This window comes from Haloplanus sp. GDY1, assembly GCF_023703775.1.
GTDB lineage: Archaea > Halobacteriota > Halobacteria > Halobacteriales > Haloferacaceae > Haloplanus > Haloplanus halophilus.
Genome location: NZ_CP098514.1, coordinates 748,931 through 769,555, shown reverse-complemented (window position 1 = coordinate 769,555; position 20,625 = coordinate 748,931). Strand labels below are relative to the sequence as shown.

Sequence of the window (20,625 nt, the reverse complement as noted above, 5' to 3'; positions counted from 1 at the left end):
GTCGGCATGACGTTCCAACCCGGGAGCGACCTCGACGCCGAGGACGTACAGGCGCGTGTCGACGCGGCCATCGAGGAGAACGACGTGGTGCTGTTCATGAAGGGCAACCGGCTCATGCCCCAGTGTGGGTACTCCCAGCGGGCGCTCGAACTGATCGACCAGTACGTCGACGACTTCGAGACGGTGGACGTGTTGCCGGCGCTGCCGGAGTTCCGGGACGCGCTCGAATCCCACAGCGGGTGGGAGACGACGCCCCAGGCGTACGTCGAGGGGGAGTTCGTCGGCGGGAGCGACGTCCTCGCGGAACTCGACGAGCGGGGCGAACTCGAGGCGACGCTCGCGGGCGAGTGATCCCCCGACGTGTTCGTCGCGCAACGGGAACAGTAGGTCATATAAGCACACGTCCCCTACGGACGGGTAGACGGGCGTAGTGGTGCCACCTCGCCGAGAACAAACTATGTCAGGCCGCGTATATCGACTCCATTCGACGCTCGAACTGCCACTCGAAGACGTGCAGGACTACTTCGAGGGGGACCCCGACCTCCCCCCCGAAATCGCGGACGTAACGCTCACTCGACGAAACAACACGCTCATCCTGAAGGCCGTCGCCGAGGACGAGGACCTGAGCAAGTACACCCCGACGGCCCAGCTCAAAGCCAGCGTCACCGAGACGCGGGTCTACGAGGAGGAACCGCCGCGCGCCGGCGGTCCCTGGCAGGAGGAGGAGGAGGAGATCCCCTCGGAACTCGTCGAGTTCGCCTGCTTCAAGGGCGACCGCGAGACGGTACTCCAGAACACCGCGCTCCAGTACCCCATGTTCCTCGTCCTCCGGGACATCGCCAGGATGGCCGAGAAGGGCACGCTGACCGCCATCGTCGAGGAGGACGACGAACTCAAGGCGACGCGGATCGTCGAGGGCGAGGAGCGCCCCGCCTCGGTCGAAGTCGTCGAGAATCCCAGCCAGTCCCAGGCCGAGAAAAACGGCGTGAACTGGCGGGACAACCAGTTCATCAGCGACTGATCGCGTCGCGCCGAGACGGGTCGACGGTTCGGTAGCCGACGGGTCGGCGCGGACGGGCACCGGGCACGACGTCTCACTCGAGACGACCCACGCCACGGGAACCGCCAGCTTTTATTCTCGACGTTCGGTACGGTCGACATGGACCAGTTGCGGCAGTCGCTTCTCGACGCGCCGATCATCGAGAAAGGGGAGTACGAGTACTTCGTCCACCCCGTCAGTGACGGCGTGCCGATGCTGCGGCCCGAACTCCTGCGCGAAATCGTCATCAAGATCATCCGCAAGGCAGACCTGGAGGACATCGACAAGATCGTCACGCCCGCGGCGATGGGCATCCACATCTCCACGGCCGTCTCGCTGATGACCGACATCCCGCTCGTCGTGATCCGGAAGCGGCAGTACGGCCTCGACGGCGAGGTGTCGCTGTCGGCCCAGACGGGCTACTCGGAGAGCGAGATGTACATCAACGACGTGGAGGCGGGCGACCGGGTGCTCGTCCTCGACGACGTGCTCTCGACGGGCGGGACGATGAAGGCCATCCTCGACGCCCTCGAACACATCGGCGCCGAGGTGATCGACGTGGTCGCGGTCATCAAGAAGGCGGGGCCGAACGACCTCGACGACGCCGGTTACAGCGTCAAGACGCTCATCAACGTCACCGTCGAGGACGGCGAAGTCATCATCGTCGATCCGCACGGCGACGGGTAATCGACACACCTCGCTGGCGTCGGGCGATTCTGCTGACCGATGGGTATTAGTGCGCACCGCCGTTTTGAGAAGGTATGCCGTCTGGTAACGACCGCCGGGGTACTCCGGACACGGCGGAGCGTCGGGGACGTCGGGGACGCCGCGACGTGTTGAAGCTTCTGGGGGTGACGGGCGTCGCCGGTCTCGCGGGGTGTTCGGGGGACGGGAACGATTCGGGCACGGGGAGCACCGATCGGAGCGTCGACGGGACGTACGTCTCGGCGTCGAGCGTCGACGCGCAGTCGCTCAACTGGCTGACCATCGCGGACGCCACGTCGGGATCGTTCGTCACGGCGACCCTCGATGGCATCTGGGCGATCAAGCCCGACCGGGAGATCTTCCCGCTGTGGGGCGACTACTCGACCGACGACGGGCGCGTCTACGAGATCGAGCTCCGGGACAACCTGGAGTGGGGTGCCGGCTACGGGCAGATGACCGCCGAGGACTGGGTCTACATGATCGAGAACGTCTTCCAGGCCCGGCCGAACTGGAGCGGGTATCCCAACGCCGACGCCTGGTTCCGGATGAACCCCGAGTCGGGGCAGCCGGAACCCATCCCCGTCGAGCAGACGGGCGAGTTGACCTTCGAGATCCGGCTGTTCCAGGTCGACCCCTCGCTGCCGTTCAAGCCGATCCTCTGGCGCCAGCAGTGCATTCCCAAGGAAATCCTGGAGAAGTACGTTCCGAACCGGGACACCGAGGGCCTCCAGCAGGACGAGGAACTCAACACGCTCGCCTACACCGGCAACCTCGGGCCGTACACGTACGACACCTGGGAGCGCTCGGCCCGCTACACCGTCACCCGCAACGAGGACTACTACCTGCAGGACGTCGACGAGGTTCCCGAACGCTTCCGGGGAGCGCCGTACTTCGAGCAGCAGACCGTCCGGGTCATCAGCGAGGAGAGCACGCGCCTCGGGGCGCTCGAATCCGGCGAAGTCGACTCCGCGGGCATCCCGCCGGACAAGGCGAACCGCTTCGAGAACCTGCCGAACGTCACGGTCAACGTGACGCCCCAGCCGTTCCTCCGCCTGATCGTCTACAACATGCGCGCGAACGGGTGGGAGCCGTTCCGCTCGAAGGCGGTTCGACGCGCACTCGCCTTCGCCGTGAACAAGGAGACGGTCGTTCAGAACGTCCTCCGCGGGTACGCCGACGTGGCCCAGACGATGCAGCCCAAGTGGTCGGACTGGTACGACGACAGCGAGGTTCGGGAGTTCGGCGTCGGCGACCGCTACGGGCCGGAGGCCACCCGGTCCCGGCTGGGATCCGCGCTGTCGGACACCGAGTACGCCTACGACGGGGAGCGACTCGTCGACGGCGACGGCGAGCAGGTGACGCTCTCGATTTACTACGACTCCGGGCAGCCGACCGAGGGCACCATCGCGGAGTACATCGCCCAGGAATTCGGGGAGAACGCCGGCATCGACGTGCAACCGCAGGCCGTCTCCTCGTCGACGTTCCAGAGCAACTACGTCCGGACGTCGGCGCCGGAGGGCGTCGATCCGGAGTGGACCGCGGGGGTGTTCAACGGCGGTCCCCGGGACGTGGCCACCAGCGCCGAGCCGTGGGACATGTCGATCAACCTCCAGTTCAACACCTATCCCTTCACGCCCGCCTCCAGCAAGGGCTTCTTCGAGAAGCGCGGCGGCATCAACTACTACGGCTACTACCCCGAGGCGAACATCGCGGAACTGTACGAGGAGGCGTCGGCGACGACGGACGAGGAGCGCCGCCGCGAACTCTTCGGGCGGGCGTTCGGCCTCATCAGCGAGGAACAGCCCTTCGGCTTCCTCGCCATGCCGTCCAGCGTGACGGGGTACGCGTCGAACGTCCGGGGGTACGGCGAGGAGTTCAACACGGGCTGGGACTCCCAGACGTGGTACTTCGCGTGATCCGGGGGGCATCGCATCGGTGAGCATGCGCTGGTACGTGGTCCGACGGGTGGTGTGGGCCGTCGTCGCGACTTACCTCATCCTCTCGCTGACGTGGGGGCTGCTCGCGGTCACGCCGAACCCGGCGGCCGAACAGATGCAGTTCCAGGCCGCCGCCAGCGGCGGGTCCGCGGAGGCCGCCGAGGAGGCCTTCGAGGCGCGGCGCGGCCTCGACCGCTCGCCGTGGGTGCGCTACCGCGAGTACATGCTCAACATGGTGACGCTCAACTGGGGGTGGTCACAGAGCCGCTCTCAGCCGGTCACCGAGGCCATCGCCAGCGCGCTGCCCTACACGGCGGTCTACTCCGTGCCGACGACGATCCTCTCGGTCCTGCTCGGCCTCGCCATCGGCCTCTACTCCGCGACCCACCAGTACACCCGCTCTGACTACGCCGCGACCTTCTTCGCCTTCTTCGGGTACGCCATCCCCAACTTCTGGTTCGCCATCATCCTCCTGTTGGTGTTCGGCGTCCAACTCGGGTGGTTCCCCGTCGTCTTCGACTCGGACGTGCCCTTCCTGAGCCTCGCGATGGCGCGCCAACTCGTCCTGCCGGTGGTCGTCCTGGTGACGGGCACCATCGCGGGCGTCATGCGCTACTCGCGGGCCGAGGCGCTGGAGTACGTCGAGGCCGAGTTCGTCAAGACGGCGAAATCGAAGGGGGCGGACGGCTACCGCATTCTCACCCGCCACATCCTGCGGCCGGCGGCGGTGCCGCTGATGACCATCCTCGTCGGCGACATCCTCGGCATCTTCCTCGCGGCGTCCTACCTCGTCGAGGTGGTGTTCGGCATCCCCGGCCTCGGTCAACTGTCGTACAACGCCATCATCGCTCAGGACACGTCGCTGGTGCTGGGGACGACGCTCATCTTCACGTTCATCTCGGTGATCGGCAACCTCGTTCAGGACGTGGCCTACACCGTCCTGGATCCGCGGATCGACTACGGTGATCGCTGATGGGGGGTGAAGACACCTTCGAGTCGGTCGACTGGACGGAGACGGACAGTCGGCTGTCGACGCTGTCCCGCCGTGACCGGTGGGCGCTCGTGACCGCCCTCGGCGTCGTCGCCGCCTTCCTCTACGACTACGCGGTCCTGCCCGAGGGTCGGCCGACGATCACGGTCCCGGTCGCCTGGGACGTCACGCAACTCGACTGGCTGTTCGTGTCGACGCTCCTCGCGCTCCTGTTTTACGTCGCCGTCCCGCTGTACGACAACCGCCGGCTGACCGCCTACTACTGGCGGGAGTTCCGCAAGAACCGCATGGCCGTCCTGAGCCTCGGCTACCTGCTCGTCGTCTTCCTGATCGGCGTCGTCGGACCCCTGTTCCTCGACAAGCCGGTCCTCGCGCTGGACCAGGCCTACCAGCCCCCCGTCTTCACGAGCATCGACGCGTCGGTGCCGGTGGACTGCCTCGGCGACGTCGCGAACGGCCGGTGTCACGGGACCATGGCCCACCCGCTCGGCACCACCGGCGACGGGAAGGACATCCTCGTCCTGGTCATCTACGGCATGCAGGTGAGCATGAAGGTGGGCCTCATCTCGACGCTGCTGGTGGTGACCATCGGAACGACCGTCGGCACCGTCGCGGCCTACGGGAGCGGCCTGGTCGACGAACTCCTGATGCGCTACGTCGACATCCAGTTGGTCTTTCCCGCCTTCTTCCTCTATCTCCTGCTCACCTACCTGTTCGGCGGGAGCCTGTTCATGTTCATCGTCATCTTCGGGCTGACGGGGTGGGGATCGATCGCGCGGCTGGTCCGCTCGGAGGCGCTCCAGCGGGCCGAGGAGGAGTACATCACGGCCGCCCGGAGCGCCGGCGCGGGGACGCTTTATGTCATCCGTCGGCATCTCGTCCCCAACGTCTCCAACAGCGTCATCACGGCCGCCACCCTCCTGATCCCGGGATTCATCCTCTTCGAGGCGTCGCTCTCCTTCCTCTCGCTCGGCGACCCCACCGTCCCCTCGTGGGGGCAGGTGATCGCCAACGGACGGAGCGACCTCTCGACGGCCTGGTGGGTGTCGACGTTCCCCGGCGTGTTCCTCTTTACGACCATCCTCGCGTTCAACTTCATGGGCGACGCGCTGCGCGACGCGCTCGACCCGAGGCAGGAAACATGAGCGACCCGCTCCTCTCGATCCGCGACCTGCGAACCGTCTTCCACACCGACGAGGGCGTCGTCCGCGCCGTCGACGGGGTGAGCTTCGACGTCGACCGCGGCGAGACGGTCTGTCTGGTCGGCGAGTCGGGGAGCGGCAAGACCGTCACCGGCGAGTCCATCACGCGACTGATCCGGACGCCCCCCGGGGAGATCGCGGACGGCGAAATCGTCTTCGACGGGCGGGACCTCACGACCCTCTCGGAGGGCGCGCTACGGGACCTCCGGGGCGACCGCATCGCGCACGTGTTCCAGAACCCCCAGGGGGCGCTCAACCCGGTCTACACGGTCGGCTGGCAGATCGTCGAGGCGATCCGACTCCACGAGGACGTCTCCCGCGAGGCCGCCCGCGACCGGGCGGTCGACCTCCTCGACCGGGTGGGCATCCCCGAGGCCACCCGCCGGTTCGACGACTACCCCCACGAGTTCTCCGGCGGCATGAAACAGCGCGTCGCCATCGCGATGGCGCTCGCGACCAACCCCGACCTGCTGATCGCGGACGAACCCACGACGGCCCTCGACGTGACCATCCAGAACCAGATCCTCGAACTGCTCGGGGAGCTACAGGCGGAGTTCGACATGAGCGTCCTGCTGATCACCCACGACCTCGGCGTCGTCGCGGAGGTGGCCGACCGCGTGGTCGTGATGTACGCCGGAAAGGTGATGGAGCGGGGCGACGTCTTCGACGTGTTCGAACGGCCCGCCCACCCCTACACCCGCGCGCTGCTGGACTGCCTGCCGGGCCGCGGCGACGGCGCCACCTCCATCGGCGGTCGGCTCCCCTCGGCGACCGATCCCCCCGACGGCTGCCGGTTCCACCCCCGGTGTGCGTACGCGGTCGACGCCTGCGCGGCGGGCGACCAGCCCCCCGACACCCCCGTCGACGGCGACGCCGACCACGTCGTCTCGTGTGTCCACTACGAACCCGGCGGCGACCCGTCGGTGGTCCGGGGCGACGACGAACCGACCGTGGCGGCGGAGGACACGCGCACCGCCGACGGCGGACGGTCGGTAGACGACGGGGAGGCGGGCGTCGACGCCGGCGAGGGGGACGGGAGCGGAGACGGGGGGACGTCCGACCGATGACCCGACCCCTGCTCGACGTCGAGGGGCTGACCAAACACTACCCCATCACCGAGGGCGTCCTCCGGAACGAGGTGGGGCGGGTGCGCGCCGTCGACGGCGTGAGCTTCACCGTCGACCGGGGCGAGACGCTCGGCCTCGTCGGCGAGTCGGGGTGTGGGAAGTCGACGGCGGCGACGGCGGCGCTTCGCTTGGAGGAGCCGACCGACGGCCGGGTCGTCTTCGACGGCGAGGACGTGACGGCGTACGACGACGCGGCGCTCAAGCGGTTCCGGCGCCGCGCCCAGATGGTGTTCCAGGACCCCACGTCGAGTTTCGACCCGCGGATGAGCGTCGGCGAGTCGGTGGCCGAACCGCTCCGGGTCCACGGGATGCGCGACCGGGAGCGCCGGCGGCGCATCGTCGGCGACCTGCTGGAGCGGGTGGGACTCGACGCCGCCGACGTGGACCGCTACCCCCACGAGTTCTCGGGGGGGCAGAAGCAACGGATCGGGCTGGCGCGCGCGCTGGTCATCAACCCCGACCTGATCGTCGCCGACGAACCCGTGAGCGCGCTCGACGTGAGCGTGCAGGCGGACATCCTCGACCTGATCGACCGCCTCCAGGAGGCGTTCGGCCTCGCCATCCTGGTCATCAGCCACGACATGGGCGTCGTCCGCGAGGTGTGCGACCGGGTGGCGGTGATGTATCTGGGCGAGATCGTCGAGACGGCCCCGACCGAGGACCTGTTCGAGGATCCCCGTCACCCGTACACGCGGGCGCTGCTGGGATCGACGCCGGTGGCCGATCCGCGGCGCCGGGGGCAGGGAACGAACCTCACCGGGGACGTGCCGAGTCCCTCGGATCCGCCGCCGGGCTGTCGGTTCCACACCCGGTGTCCCGAGGTGATCCTCGACGAGGACTACGACCTCGACGAGTCGACGTGGCGGTCGGTGTTGAACCTCCGCCTGCGGGTCGCCACCGAGGGCATCGACGTCGACGCCGTCCGCGAGTACGCCGCCGAGGGCGACGACCCCGCCGACGCCGACCCGGACGCGGTGCGGGCGGCGATCCGCGAGGAGTTCGACGTCCCCTCCGAACTGGCGGACGCGCGCGCCGAGGCGGCGCTGTCGGACGCGCTGGATCGGATCGTCGTCGAGGACGTCGACGGCGCGGCCGACCGACTGGCCGAGGCCTTCCCGACGGTGTGTCGACGGGAGCGTCCGGGTCTCGTGCCCGGCGACACGGCCCTCTCGGCCGACGAGTGGGCGGCGATCAAGGGGTTCCGGGTGTGGGTGGCGACGCTCGTCGACGCGCCGTCGGCGGCGGTGACCGACCGCCTCCGCGAGCGGTGCGTCGAGGGGAGCGACCGGGAGGGCGGGATCGACCGCCTCGCGGTGCGGGCGGCCTTCCGCCTCCCGGAACCCCTCTCGGACTCGGACGCCGAACGCGCCGTCGGGGCGGCGATCGACGCCCTCCTCGCCGGGCGGGCCGACGACGCGGCCGACGAACTGTACGGCGCGTTCGGCCCGCTCCGGGAGAGCGCCTGTCATCTGGACTAGTCGACCCGGAAGGCGGGCTCGGCGACGCTCTCGCTCCGGCACTCGGGGCAGTTCGAGGGGTGGTTGATCGGGTCGTCGAAACCGTCGAACCCGCAGTCCCGACAGGTCGGCGGCGAGACGAGCAGTCGCTCGTCGGTCCCGGAGAGCGAGCGGGCGACGTGTCGGAGATGGTCGTAGACGGCCGACCGGGCGGTGTCGACGCGGGCGGAGAGTTCGCTCGGCGTCGCGGCCTCCTCCCGGAGGGCGGCCACGATGCGCTCCCGTGTCGTGGACTCCATACCCCTCGTTCTCGGGTGGCGCTCAAATCCCTTTCTGCGACGGCCGACCGGGACGGCGATACAAAACAAACTTGGCACTGTAGTCGGTCGGTCTCCGTATGAAGGCTATCGTTCTGGCTGGCGGGTACGCGACGCGGCTCTGGCCGATCACCAAGCATCGGCCGAAGATGTTTCTCCCCGTCGGCGAGTCGACGGTCATCGACACGGTGTTTGCGGATCTGGAGGCCGACGACCGCGTCTCGGAGGTGTACGTCAGCACCAACGAGCGCTTCGCCGACGAGTTCGCCGACTACATCGCCGACAGCGAGTTCGAGAAGCCGACGCTCTCCGTCGAGGAGACGACGGCCGAGGACGAGAAGTTCGGCGTCGTCGGCGCCCTCGCCCAGCTCATCGACCGCGAGGGCGTCGAGGAGGACCTGCTCGTCGTCGCCGGCGACAACCTCATCAGCTTCGACCTCTCGGAGTTCGTCGACTTCTTCGAGGCCACGGGGACGCCCGCCCTCGCGGCCTACGACGTGGGGTCGAAGGAGCGCGCCAAGTCCTACGGGCTGGTCGACATCGACGGCGACCGGGTCGTCGACTTCCAGGAGAAACCCGACGACCCCAAGAGCACGCTCGTCTCCATCGCCTGTTATGCCTTCCCCGCGGACACCCTCTCCCTGTTCGAGGAGTATCTGGCGGCGGGCGAGAACCCCGACGAACCGGGGTGGTTCGTCCAGTGGATTCAGGACCGACGCCCCGTCCACGCCTTCACCTTCGACGGCGCGTGGTTCGACATCGGTACCCCCGAGAGCTACCTCGACGCGGTGGCCTGGCATCTCGACGGCGACGTGCGCGTCGATCCGACGGCCACCGTCGAGAACGCCACGCTCCGCGGGAACGTCCACGTGATGGCGGGTGCGGAGGTGGCCGACTCGACGCTCGAACGCACCGTCGTCTTCCCGAACGCGACCATCCGCGACGCGGACGTCCGCGGATCGATCATCGACGAGGAGACCCGCATCGAGAACCTCGACCTGGCGGACGCGCTCATCGGCGCGCACTCGACGATGACGGACGGGGCCTAACCGCTCGATCCGTCGGTCGGAGCGAGGCGTGCGTCCGTGATCTTCAGATGGCCGCGCGTCCCCTCCCACACCGGTTCCCACGCGAGTTCGATCGGTCGGCGCATGTGGGGCGCGTCGGTCACGAGCGTCTCGAACTCCCCGCCCTCGCCGAGGGGGTGGACGCCGTACGCCTCGTTGAGCGCGACGAGTTCGTCGAGGGCGTCGGCGTCGAGGCGGCGACCCAGCCACGACTCGTCGAGGCCGGCGGCCGCCACCTGGACGATCCGGATCTCGAACCCGGCGTCGAGCATCGCCTCGCCGAGTTCGACCGGATCCCGCTGCCAGAGCGGCGCGAACAGGTCGATCCCCAGGCGCTCACACATCGCCTCGATCCGACTCGTCTGGAACTCGCTCTCGACGGCACCGGCGGTGACGCCGGCGAGATCGATCTCGGCCGCGAGGTCCCGGAGCGCCGCTTCGAGGGGTTCGAGTTCGGCGTCGCCCTGGGCTCCCGCGTCGGTCGCCGCCGCGGCGCCCAGGTCGTCGGGGTCGACCTCCAGCAACTCGATACCGACGCTCTCGGCTGCGAGGGCGGCGAGGTCCGTCGCGGGGACGTGATACATGTAGGAGTCCTCGCCGGGGTGGACGGTCACCAGTCGCTCCACGTCGAGGCCGCGTTCGAGCGCGCGGTACAGCGCCCACGAGGAGTCCTTGCCGCCGGAGAAGAGGCTGGCCCACTTGTCGGTCATCGGCGGCGATAGGAGGCGGGTGGGGTTAGGGACTGCGGTCCGTTACCGCCCGCCGACGTCGCGCGGTTCGGGGCGACGGATCCTCACATGTAGCCCAGGTCGCGGAGGCGCTCCATGAGGTCCTCCTTGTCCTGGGCGCGGCCGGCGCGCTCCGTCGTGTTCTCGATGTCCTGGAGCCACGCGGGTTCCTCCTCGGACTTCTCGGTACTGACCTCGCTGCCGAGCGACCGGAAGCCCGCGAAGTACTTCGGACTGACCGGGATGTCGGCCTGCGTGAGGCCGTTGGGCAGGTCGTCGTCGGCCTGCGGGACGTACCCGTCGTCCGGGAACTCCGCGACCGTGTCGGGGACGACGTAGTTCCAGAAGGCGTCCCACACGTCCCGCTCCGCGAACTGGAGGATCGGCTGGATGCGGTCGTGGGGTGGGTAGATGTCGGGGTCGTGACGCGGGCTGAAAAAGGTCTCGTCGGCGCGGGCCTCCTGTTCGTCCCAGCGGACGCCGGAGATGACGCCGTCGATGCCGTACTCCTCGAGGGCGTCGTTGAGCGCGACGGTCTTCAGCAGGTGGTTGCCGACGTAGGTGTCGAGCAGGAACGGGAAGGTGTCCTCCTCGTACTCCAGGATCTCGCGGACGTGGTGTCGGTTGTGCTCGGAGAGGTCCGAGACCGGAATCTCGTCGCCCGGCTCCAGGTCGTGTTCGTCGACGTACGCGCCCACGTCCTCGTTGCGGGCGTAGATGACGTCGAGGTCCCACTCCTCGGCCCAGTGGTCCACGAAGTCGTGGATGGCGTCGAAGTGCTGGTAGTGGTCGATGAACACCGCCGGCGGCGTCTCGAGGTCGAACTGCTCGGCCACCTCCTTGATGAAGTAGAGCGTGAGCGTCGAGTCCTTCCCGCCGGTCCACATCACGGCGGGGTTCTCGTACTGCTCGAGGCCCGTGCGGGTGACCGCGATGGCCTTCTCGATCTTGTCTTCGAGCGTCGGATAGTCGTCCGGCGTCTCGCCCTCGCCGTCGGTGTAGTCGACGTCGAGGTAGTCGGGGAACTCGGTCATCGTGTAATGAGATATAATTACCGGAGGTAAAGTGCCTTATGCATCGCGTTTCGGGCGACCGTCGTCACTCCTCGGCGAGAACGACGGTGACGTTGTCGCTGCCGCCGTTCTCGTTCGCGGCGTCGACGAGTCGGTCGACGGCGGCGTCCGGGGGCTCGTCGGCGACGACGTCGCGGATGGCGGCGTCGGACACCTCCTCGGTCAGCCCGTCCGAACAGAGCAGGAGGGTGCCCTCGACCGACCGCTCGTAGACGTCCGGTTCGACGTCCTCGCTCGTGCCGAGGGCCTGCGAGAGGACGTGTCGCTGGGGGTGGTCGTCGGCCTCGGACTCGTCGATCACCCCCTCCTCGATCAGGGACCGCACGACCGACTGGTCGGTCGTGATCCGGTCGATGGCGGACTCGGTGACGTGGTACGCGCGGCTGTCGCCGACGTTGACGACCCTCGCCTCGCCGTCCCGGACGAGGGCGGCGACGAGCGTCGTTCCCATCCCCTCCCGGCCGTCGGTCGCCCGCTCGCGGACGCGCTCGTTCGCCGCCGCGACCGACGCCCTGAGCGACGCCGTCACGTCGTCGGTCCCGCCGAGACGGTCGACGAGCGCCGACTCGAACCCCTCCAGGGCGGTTTCGCTGGCCACGTCGCCGGCGCGGTGGCCGCCCATCCCGTCCGCGACGGCGAGGAGCGTCCAGTCGCCGACGGCGGTCACCAGCAGGTCGTCCTCGTTGTGGTCGCGGGCCCGTCCGACGTCGGTCGCGGCGGCGGTGGTTCGCGTCATCCGTCACGCCGAGCGGCGACACTCCGGGCAGGCGTCGCCGACGTAGGTTCGCTGGTGGCGCTCGCAGAACTGCCTCGTGTCGGTGGCGTCGCCCCGGTCGCACTCGGGACAGGCGCCGTCCCCGGTCAGTTTCGCCCCGCAGTCGACGCAGTAGGACGGCCCCGACCCGCCCCGTTCGGACGTGTCCACGGCGTCTGCCGCGCCGTCGCCGTCCCCGCCGAGCGACCGGTTGATGACGTTGTCGTCGCCGACGGTCCGGCTCCGGTCCACGTTCGTCTGATCGCCGACGACCACGTCGCCCTCCCCCTGGTGGACGACGTTCCGTTCGACGCTCGCCTCGCGCTCGACGGTGAGCCGGAGGGTCGTTCGGTAGCCGAGTGTGATGGTCGCGTCGCGGGCCACCGTCTCGACGAACCCCTCCTCGACGTCGAACTCGTCGCCGCCGGTCGTGACCGTGACGCCGTTGGTGTTGCCGTCGTTTCTGATCTCCACGAACTCCGAGCGCGGGACGAGGGTCACCGGCGCCCGGCCGTCCGTCTTGCGGGACACCGTTGCGTCGGCCACCCCCAGCGGCCGGACGGTCCCCTCCGACTCCGCGACCACCCGGTTGTTCTCGTCGGCCTTCCGATACAGTTCCGTGCGCGAGTCGAGCGGAATCCGCCCCCCGTCCGCGTCGGCCGCGGATAGATATCCCCTCATAGGCGTGTGTGACTATCACGCGTGTCACAATGTAAAACGTCGGGACACGGTTCGGCGCAGTCGACCGATTAGCGTCGTCGTCCTCGCGGACACCCGTCACGACGTGGGCGCCCGCTCCCGGGCGATCACCGCCGACGTCTCGCCGTCGGCGCTCCGCCACGCGACGCTGACCGTCTCGCCGTCCCAGGGGTCGACCCCGCCGTCCCGGTGGGTGAGCGTGACGTTCGCCCCCGACTCGATGGGGCCGTCGAGGGCCGCCCAGTCGTCGCCGGCGAGCGTCCCCTCGCTGACGCGGGTCCGGAGCGTCCCGTCGGTCGTGACCGTGTTCCCGCCCTCGTGGGTGATCGTCACGTCCGACTCGCCGAACTCGAAGTCGAGCGCCAGCCGCGGAATCTCGCCCGTTCCGACGAGGCCGAACGCGAAGACGCCGACGGTCGAGGCGACGACGACGGTGATGGCGACCAGCAGGACGGTCCCGACCACCTCGCTCTGGGCGCCCTCGGCCGTCACGAACCGGTGCAGGTCCATCGATTCCACGGAGGGAATCCACCGACAAAAGCGTACGCCCGATTACACGATGCCAAGCCACGCCAGCACGCCGCCGAGGACGACCATCAGGATGAAGATGCTCCCGCCGATGTTCGCGCGGAACCGCGAGAGCGCCGCGGGGTCGGCGCGGACGGCGGCGGCGCGGTCGGCGAGGCCGACGGCCACCCGGTCGACGGCGGCGTACGTCTCGGTGACGCCGACGACGAGCGCGCGCGTCCCGTAGAAGACCAGCGGGTTGTAGCCCGCGTCGACGTCGGGCACCCGTCCGACCGTCGACAGCGGCTTCTTCAGGACCGCGAAGCCGACGACGCCCGCCGCGGCGAGCGCGAGCCCCTCGATCACGTGGGGGACGGTGTAGGTGTGATAGACGTGCGCGACGACGGCTTCGTCGGTCACGTCGAACGGGAGCAGGCCGAACAGCGCACCGTCGAAGACGCCGTAGAACACGCACAGCCCGGCGACGAGGACCATCGCGGTCTGCTGTGCCCGCGGCGCCGGAGTCACGGCGTCGCCCTCCCACGGCCCGTGGAGGAAGGCGTAGTAGCCGAACTTGATAAAGGAGAGGAAGGTTCCGACGCCGCCGATCAGAAGCAGGAGTTCGAGGGTGTAGACGTCGCCGACGACGAGCGGCCCCTTCACGAAGGTGTAGTGGCTGGCGGAGATGACGATGCCCTTGCTGACGAAGCCGTTGAACCCCGGGAAGCCGGCGATGGAGAGCGCGGCGACGGTGAAGGCCGCGGCGGTGACGGGCATCTTCCGGGCGAGACCGCCGAGGTACTTCAGGTTCTCCTCGCCGGTGCGGTAGACGACGGCGCCGGCGGTCATGAACAGGAGGCTCTTGTAGAGGATGTGGTTGAAGACGTGGCCGAACGCGCCCGCCTGCGCCAGCGCGCTGCCGATGCCCACGCCGGCGACCATGTACCCGACCTGCGACTGGATGTGATAGGAGAGCAGGCGACGCATGTCGTTCTGGAGGAGGGCGGCGGCGGCGCCGAAGACGGCCATCGCCCCGCCCATGTAGGCGATCCAGAGGTGGCCCTCGGGGAAGGCGCGGTACATGGCGTAGACTCCCGTCTTGGTCGTGTAGACACAGAGGAAGACGCTCGCGGCGATGTGTGGTCGGGGGTAGGTGTCGGGCAGCCACGCGTGCAGACCGATGAAGCCGACGTTGACGCCGATGCCGATGGCCGCCAGGAGTTGGGGAATCGTCCCGACCATCCCCCCGGGGGCGGCCGAAAAGAGGAAGGAGCCGACCTCGACGTAGTGCCACGCGACGGCCCCGAGGACGAGGCTGCCGCCGATGCCGTGGAGGACGGCGTAGCGAAAGCCCGCCCGGACGGCCTCCCCGCCGTAGTCCCAGACGAGGATCGTACTGGTCACGGCCATCAGCTCCCACCACACGACCATCGTCAGCCAGTCGCCGGCGAAGACGGCGCCGAGGCTGGAGCCGACGTAGGTGAGGGCGTAGGCGGTCTGGCGCTCGTTCGCGTCGGTCGCCCACGAGTAGCCGACGGCGACGGTGGCGATGAAGGCGAACACGAGGCCGACGACCCGCGAGAACGGGTCGACCCGGAGGAAGACGGCGTCGAAGCCGAACAGCGTCCCGGTCAGGTGGGTCCCCTCGGGGAGGAGCCAGATCCAGGCGGTGACGAGCGCGGTCGTGAGGCCGCCGACGAGGTGGCCGAGACGCCGACCGGCGACCCCCGTCACGAGCGCCGCGGCGAGGACGACGACGACGGGCGGCAGGGCGGTGAGCGCGCTCGCCATCAGACGGCCACCCCCGTCGCCGCGGTCACGATGACCTTCACGAGGCGGAGGAAGACGGCGGTGCCGGGGACGACGCCGAGGACGACGGCGCCGGTCATCGCCGCGAGGATGGGGCCGAGCATGAACCACGTGCTCTCCCCGCCGGTCCAGCCGCGGCGCTCCCAGCCGTCGGCGGGCGGGCCGCCGTGGTGGCTCTCGTGACCGCCGTGAGGCGCTTCCTCGGGGGCGTCTCCGTCGTCAGCGCCGTCGGCGTGGCCCCCGTCGGTCACGGGGTCGGGGTCGTAGGTCGGCTCGTCGGGCAGGATGGACCGCGACTCGCCACCGAGGGGGAACTCGACGAGGGGTTTGGCGTCGTGGTCGTCCTCGCTCTCGAAGAAGGCCTGGTAGAAGACGGGCCAGAAGTACGCGACGTTGAGGACGCCCGAGAGCAGGAGGACGACGGCGAACAGCGGTTGGCCGGCGCCGACGCTCCCGAGCAGGAGGTACCACTTGCTGACGAAGCCGGCGACCAGCGGAATGCCGGCCATGCCCGCGGCGGCGACGCCGAACGCGAGCATCGTCAGCGGCATGCGCTTCCCGATGCCGGCCATCTCGCTGATGTCGTCGGTGTGGGTCTCGACGTGGATGGCGCCGGCGGTGAAAAAGAGGGTGAGCTTCATGAACGCGTGGGCGGGGATGTGCAGCAGGCCGCCGACGATGGCCTGCGGATCGAGGATGGCGATGCCGAGGACGATGTAGGAGAGCTGGCTCACCGTCGAGAACGCCAGCCGGCGCTTGAGGTTGTCCTGCCGGAGCGCGATGACGCTCGCGAGCAGGAGGGTGGCGGCGGCGACGGCGGCGAGCGGGAGGCCCATCCCGAGCGACCCCGTCAGATCGACGCCGTAGACGTCGAGGACGACCCGCGCGATGCCGAACACGCCGCTCTTGACGACGGCGACGGCGTGCAGCAGGCCGGAGACGGGCGTCGGCGCCACCATCGCGTCGGGGAGCCACGAGTGAAGCGGCATGAGCGCGGCCTTGACGCCGAAGCCGGCGATCAGGAGGACGAACGCCGCCCGCGCGAGCAGCGGGTCGGCGCCCGCGAGGGCGGCGATGCCGCCCGCCGTGAAGTCGGTGGTGCCGGTCGTCGTGGCGATCAGGACCGTCCCGGCGAGGACGGCCACGCCGCCGCCGAAGGTGTACGCGAGGTACTTGCGACCGGCGGCCCGGGCCTCGGGCGTCTCGTCGTGGGTGACCAGCGGGTAGGTGGCGACCGTCAGGAGTTCGTAGAAGACGAAGAGGGTGACGAGGTTGGCCGCGAAGGCGACGCCGAGGGCGGCGGCGACGCTCGCGGCGAACGCCGCGAAGTAGCGGGTCTGTTCGTCCTCGTCGAGGCCGCGCATGTAGCCGACGCTGTAGAAGCTGGTCACCAGCCAGAGCAGGCTGGCGACGGCCGCGAAGAGCATCCCGAGCGGGTCGGCCCGCAGGGAGAGTTCGACGCCGGCGACCAGGGGGCCGAAGTTCGAGACGCGGACCGTCCCGGCGAGGGCGCCGGGGAGCATGCTGGCGACGAGGGCGAAGGCGCCCCCGGCCGCGAGTATCGTCCACGCCTCCCGGAGGTTCGGTCGGCGCGCGGACGCGAGGATCGGTACCACGGCGGCCGCCGCGACGGCGACGGCCAGGGCCGGTCTGAGTGAGGCGACGTCGGTCATTGAGAGAGGAGCGTGTCGATGGTCGGTTCGAGTGCGGTCTGGAGGTCGGTGACGGCGACGCCGAGGACGAGCGCGACGGCGGCGGCACCGATCACGAGGGCGAGCGCGCGGCGACTCGGCCGTGACGGGTGGTCGTCGCTTCCCCCGTCGGTCGCCGCCTGGACGCTCGCGGAGGCGGGAGCGACGAACATCCGCTCGACCAGCAGCGCGAAGTACGCGAGCGTCAGGAGCGTCGAGCCGAAGATGACGACCGCGACGGGCCAGGTGCCCGCGCGGACGGCGCCGAGCGCGATGTACCACTTGCCCGCGAAGCCGACGGCCGGCGGGACGCCGACCATCGCGAGCATGAGGACGGCGCTCGCCCCCCCGAGGACGGGGAAGCGGTCGGCCAGACCGGCGTACTCCTCGACGGTCCGGGCGCCGGTCAGATCCGCGACGGCGCCCGCGGCGACGAACAGGCCGCCCTTCATGATCGCGTGGCCGACCAGGTGGACGACGGCGCCGAAGACGGCCGCCGGCGTCCCGATGGCGACGCCGACGACGACCAGTCCGTACTGCGACACCGAGGAGTACGCCAGCATCCGCTTCACCTCGGACTGGGCGACGGCGAGGACGCTCCCGACGACGATGCTGATCGCCGCGACGGCGACCAGCGCGTCGCGGGCGACGGGCACGGCGTCGAAGAAGGCCGGCGTGTAGACGGTGTAGACCAGGCGAAGCAGGGCGTAGGCCGCCACCGTCGAGACGAGAGCGGCGATCAGCGCGCTCACGCTGTCCGGGGCGTCGCCGTAGGCGTCCGGCTGCCAGGTGTGCAGCGGGAACAGCGCCGCCTTGGTCGCGAGGCCGACGACGATGAAGCCGAAGGAGGCGAGCACGAGCGGCGAGTCGTAGCCCACCCGCGCGAGTTCGACCGCGAGGTCGGCCATGTTGAGCGTCCCCGTCGCCACGAGCGCGTAGCCGACGCCGAGCAGGTACAGCGAGGCGGCGACGGTGCCGAACAGCAGGTACTTGAGCGCCGACACCGCCGAGCGGCCCGTCCCGGCGGAGGCGACCAGCGCGTAGGTCGCCAGTCCGGTGATCTCGAGAAAGACGTAGAGGTTGAACACGTCGCCCGTGACGGACATCCCCGAGAGGCCGGCCACGAGCAGGAGGTACTGGGCGTAGAAGGCGGTGCCGCCGGGGTCGTCCTCGGTCACGAACGCGAGCGTGGCGAAAGAGACGACGGCGACGAGGACGACCACCACCGCCGACAGGCCGTCGACGACGAGTTCGATGCCGTACGGGGCGGCGAACCCGCCGACGGCGACCGAGAGGGAGCCCTGCGCGAGGGCGGTGCCACCGATCCAGACCGCAAGCAGGGTCTGGACCCCGAGGACGAGTCGGGCGACCAGCGCGGGGCCGCGGGTCGACGCCAGCCCCGTCGCCACGGCGAGCAGGGCGCCGAGCAGGGGCACCGCGACCAGCAGGGGGAGGTACGTCTCAGTCATTCGCCCGCACCTCCTCCAGGGTGTCCTCGTTGATGGTGCCGTAACTCTCGTAGATGCGGACGACGAGGCCGAGCGCCACGGCCGTCAGGCTCACGCCGACGACGATGGCGGTGAGGATCAGGACGTGTGGGAGCGGGCTGACGAAGGGGCCGCCGCCACCGCCGCTCCGAACGACCGGCGAGCGCCCGCCCGCGCGGTACGCGGCGGAGATGAAGAACACGAAGATGCCCGTCTGGAAGATGTTCATGCCGATGATCTTCTTCACGAAGTTGTCGCTCTCGATCATGACGTACGCGCCGATGGCGAGCAACACCACCACCGTGAGGTACGTGTACTTGGTCGTCAGGAGTTCGATCATCTATCCGTCCTCCGATCCGGGTTCGGTCGCTTCACGGGCGGTGTCGACGCCGGTGCCGAGCAGGAAGAAGAGCCCGGTGATGACGCCGGCGACGATGACGCCGATGCCGATTTCGACGACTTCGATGCTGTACTTGCTACCGTGGTGAACGAGCGCCTCGTAGGCCGGCACTTGCAGGAACGTGCCGCCGAGGAGGTAGCCCCCGAAGCCGACGAGGAGGAAGGCACCTAACCCCGAGAGGACGAGGCCGGCGAGGTGGTAGTTCCGGAGGCGGGCCGCTATCGGTTCGATGCCGAACGCGAACCCGAGCATCACGACGGTCGTGGCGGCGATGACGCCGCCCTGGAAGCCGCCGCCGGCGGAACTCGCGCCGTGGAACATGACGAACACCCCGAGGGTCAACACGAAGGGGGCGATGACCCGCACCGTCGTCATGATGATCGTGCTCTCGACGTAGGGCGGGCGGTCCTCGGCGGGGCGGGTGAGGCGGCCGTCGGCGTCCGCCGCTGTGTCCGCAGTCTCCGGCCCCGACGCGTCACGCTCGCTCATACGAACGCCTCCCGTCGAAGCACGAGCAACATGGCGATGCCGGCGGCGAAGACGACGGCCGCCTCGCCCAGCGTGTCGAACCCGCGGTAGCCGACCAGCACGGCCGTGACGACGTTCGTCACGCCGGTCTCCTCGTAGGCGCTGTCGAGGTAGTGCTGGCTCACCTCGCCGGCGAGGACCGGGGTGTCGGCGGCTCCCACGGCAGGGAGGGCCGGCACCGTCGCGCCGACGGTGGCGACGATGGCGACGACGGCCAGGGTCGACCGGAGGCCGATCCCCTCGAACCGCTCGGAGCGCGAGACGGAGGTTCGGGCGATGGTGAGCAAAAAGAGCACCGTCGTGATGCCGGCGCCGACGGCCGCCTCGGTGAGCGCCACGTCGGGCGCCCGCAGGAACGCCCAGAGGACGGCCACGCCGAAGCTGTAGCCGGCGAAGGCGACGATGCTGCCGACCACGTCCCTGAGGACGGCGGCCGCGAGCGCGCTCCCGATCATGAACACGAGGACCACCGCGACGGGGGCGGTGAGGCTCATCTCGCCTCACCCCCGTCCTCGTCGCGCCAGGCGGCCTCCTCGCCGACGGGGTCGACCTCCTGTTCCTTGCCGGCGCGGGCGATGGCGTGGGCGGCGGTGGGGCTCGTCAGGAACAGAAAGAGCACCAAGAACAGCATCTTCATCGACTCGGTGGTGAGGCCGAGGGCGGCCGCCGTGCCGGCGATGGCCAGCACCGACCCGAGCGTGTCGCTCTTGGAGGCGGCGTGGAGCCGCGAGTAGAGGTCGGGCAGGCGGAGCAGCCCGACGGTGGCGACGAAGCCGAAGAAGACGCCGCCGATGACGAGCGCGGCCGCGAGGTACTCGACGGGCGTCATATGACGCCACCCCACTCGACGGTGAACTTCGAGACGGCGATGCTCATGACGAAGTTGAGCAGGGCGTACACCAGCGCCACGTCGAGGTAGCCGTACTCGCCGAGGGCGACGCTCACCAGCGCGATGACGATGACGGTGTTCGTCCCGACGACGTTGATGGCGACGATGCGGTCCTGCGTGGTCGGGCCGCGGACGACCCGGTAGAGCAGGGCCACCGCGAACAGCGCGAACGCCCCGGCGGCGCCGAGGAATATCGTCGAGAGGGTCTCCGAGACCAT

General features: G+C 69.5%; 22 protein-coding genes and 1 pseudogene. 9 read left to right on the top strand and 14 right to left on the bottom strand.

Annotation, left to right across the window (positions count from 1 at the left end; translation table 11 throughout):
* Positions 1-6 precede the first annotated feature (6 nt).
* The 8 genes and pseudogenes from NBT67_RS04220 to NBT67_RS04185 all read left to right on the top strand — a co-directional run.
* A complete protein-coding gene (locus tag NBT67_RS04220; RefSeq protein WP_251343559.1) occupies positions 7-351 on the top strand; it encodes a glutaredoxin family protein in 345 nt (114 codons plus the stop codon).
* Between the two features lie 106 nt (positions 352-457).
* On the top strand, positions 458-1,021 hold the full coding sequence (locus tag NBT67_RS04215) for a DUF7110 family protein (RefSeq protein ID WP_251343558.1): 564 nt from the start codon (positions 458-460) through the stop codon (positions 1,019-1,021).
* Between the two features lie 138 nt (positions 1,022-1,159).
* Positions 1,160-1,726, top strand: coding sequence for a hypoxanthine/guanine phosphoribosyltransferase (gene hpt / locus NBT67_RS04210; RefSeq protein ID WP_251343557.1), 567 nt, complete (start codon positions 1,160-1,162; stop codon positions 1,724-1,726).
* Between the two features lie 146 nt (positions 1,727-1,872).
* On the top strand, positions 1,873-3,660 hold the full coding sequence (locus NBT67_RS04205; protein WP_251343556.1) for an ABC transporter substrate-binding protein: 1,788 nt from the start codon (positions 1,873-1,875) through the stop codon (positions 3,658-3,660).
* A 25-nt stretch (positions 3,661-3,685) separates the two neighbouring features.
* Positions 3,686-4,654: an ABC transporter permease gene (locus NBT67_RS04200; RefSeq protein ID WP_251343555.1), complete on the top strand. Its 969-nt coding sequence runs from the start codon at positions 3,686-3,688 to the stop codon at positions 4,652-4,654.
* Complete coding sequence (locus NBT67_RS04195; protein WP_251343554.1) at positions 4,654-5,817, top strand: ABC transporter permease; 1,164 nt, start codon at positions 4,654-4,656, stop codon at positions 5,815-5,817. The genes NBT67_RS04200 and NBT67_RS04195 overlap by 1 nt, the downstream gene beginning before the upstream one ends.
* Positions 5,814-6,941 (top strand): ABC transporter ATP-binding protein, encoded by a 1,128-nt coding sequence (locus NBT67_RS04190; RefSeq protein ID WP_251343553.1) that lies wholly within the window; start codon positions 5,814-5,816, stop codon positions 6,939-6,941. The genes NBT67_RS04195 and NBT67_RS04190 overlap by 4 nt, the downstream gene beginning before the upstream one ends.
* Positions 6,938-8,149: pseudogene (locus NBT67_RS04185) on the top strand (ABC transporter ATP-binding protein); the annotation flags it as partial. The gene NBT67_RS04190 and the pseudogene NBT67_RS04185, both read left to right, overlap by 4 nt.
* A 326-nt stretch (positions 8,150-8,475) precedes the next feature.
* Here the strand turns inward: NBT67_RS04185 and NBT67_RS04180 are convergent.
* The gene (locus NBT67_RS04180) at positions 8,476-8,757 is read right to left on the bottom strand and encodes a transcriptional regulator (RefSeq protein ID WP_251343552.1); all 282 of its coding nucleotides are present in this window, start codon (positions 8,755-8,757) and stop codon (positions 8,476-8,478) included.
* Between the two features lie 98 nt (positions 8,758-8,855).
* On the opposite strand from NBT67_RS04180, the gene NBT67_RS04175 reads away from it, so the two are divergent.
* A complete protein-coding gene (locus NBT67_RS04175; protein WP_251343551.1) occupies positions 8,856-9,824 on the top strand; it encodes a nucleotidyltransferase family protein in 969 nt (322 codons plus the stop codon).
* Here NBT67_RS04175 and NBT67_RS04170 read toward each other — a convergent pair.
* The 13 genes from NBT67_RS04170 to NBT67_RS04110 all read right to left on the bottom strand — a co-directional run bounded on the left by NBT67_RS04170 (position 9,821) and on the right by NBT67_RS04110 (position 20,625).
* A complete protein-coding gene (locus NBT67_RS04170; protein WP_251343550.1) occupies positions 9,821-10,552 on the bottom strand; it encodes a diphthine--ammonia ligase in 732 nt (243 codons plus the stop codon). The two genes, NBT67_RS04175 and NBT67_RS04170, sit on opposite strands and share 4 nt — an antisense overlap.
* An 83-nt stretch (positions 10,553-10,635) precedes the next feature.
* A complete protein-coding gene (locus tag NBT67_RS04165) occupies positions 10,636-11,604 on the bottom strand; it encodes a phosphoadenosine phosphosulfate reductase family protein (RefSeq protein WP_251343549.1) in 969 nt (322 codons plus the stop codon).
* Between the two features lie 64 nt (positions 11,605-11,668).
* Positions 11,669-12,379, bottom strand: a complete 711-nt coding sequence (locus tag NBT67_RS04160; protein WP_251343548.1) for a Stp1/IreP family PP2C-type Ser/Thr phosphatase — start codon at positions 12,377-12,379, stop codon at positions 11,669-11,671.
* Between the two features lie 3 nt (positions 12,380-12,382).
* Positions 12,383-13,078, bottom strand: coding sequence for a hypothetical protein (locus NBT67_RS04155; RefSeq protein WP_251343547.1), 696 nt, complete (start codon positions 13,076-13,078; stop codon positions 12,383-12,385).
* Between the two features lie 96 nt (positions 13,079-13,174).
* Positions 13,175-13,606, bottom strand: coding sequence for a type IV pilin N-terminal domain-containing protein (locus tag NBT67_RS04150; protein ID WP_251343546.1), 432 nt, complete (start codon positions 13,604-13,606; stop codon positions 13,175-13,177).
* 42 nt (positions 13,607-13,648) lie between these two features.
* Positions 13,649-15,394 (bottom strand): Na(+)/H(+) antiporter subunit D, encoded by a 1,746-nt coding sequence (locus NBT67_RS04145; protein ID WP_251343545.1) that lies wholly within the window; start codon positions 15,392-15,394, stop codon positions 13,649-13,651.
* On the bottom strand, positions 15,394-17,085 hold the full coding sequence (locus NBT67_RS04140) for a proton-conducting transporter transmembrane domain-containing protein (protein ID WP_251343544.1): 1,692 nt from the start codon (positions 17,083-17,085) through the stop codon (positions 15,394-15,396). The genes NBT67_RS04145 and NBT67_RS04140 overlap by 1 nt, the downstream gene beginning before the upstream one ends.
* Entirely contained in the window at positions 17,082-18,572 is a 1,491-nt protein-coding gene (locus tag NBT67_RS04135; RefSeq protein ID WP_251343543.1) for a proton-conducting transporter transmembrane domain-containing protein, read from the bottom strand. Before NBT67_RS04135 ends, NBT67_RS04140 begins: the two co-directional genes overlap by 4 nt.
* Complete coding sequence (locus NBT67_RS04130) at positions 18,565-18,930, bottom strand: sodium:proton antiporter (protein ID WP_251343542.1); 366 nt, start codon at positions 18,928-18,930, stop codon at positions 18,565-18,567. The genes NBT67_RS04135 and NBT67_RS04130 overlap by 8 nt, the downstream gene beginning before the upstream one ends.
* On the bottom strand, positions 18,931-19,479 hold the full coding sequence (locus NBT67_RS04125; RefSeq protein WP_251343541.1) for an MnhB domain-containing protein: 549 nt from the start codon (positions 19,477-19,479) through the stop codon (positions 18,931-18,933). It abuts the gene before it with no gap.
* Positions 19,476-20,012 (bottom strand): DUF4040 domain-containing protein, encoded by a 537-nt coding sequence (locus tag NBT67_RS04120; protein ID WP_251343540.1) that lies wholly within the window; start codon positions 20,010-20,012, stop codon positions 19,476-19,478. The genes NBT67_RS04125 and NBT67_RS04120 overlap by 4 nt, the downstream gene beginning before the upstream one ends.
* Positions 20,009-20,347 (bottom strand): monovalent cation/H(+) antiporter subunit G, encoded by a 339-nt coding sequence (gene mnhG, locus NBT67_RS04115; RefSeq protein ID WP_251343539.1) that lies wholly within the window; start codon positions 20,345-20,347, stop codon positions 20,009-20,011. The genes NBT67_RS04120 and mnhG overlap by 4 nt, the downstream gene beginning before the upstream one ends.
* On the bottom strand, positions 20,344-20,625 hold the full coding sequence (locus NBT67_RS04110) for a cation:proton antiporter (protein WP_251343538.1): 282 nt from the start codon (positions 20,623-20,625) through the stop codon (positions 20,344-20,346). The genes mnhG and NBT67_RS04110 overlap by 4 nt, the downstream gene beginning before the upstream one ends.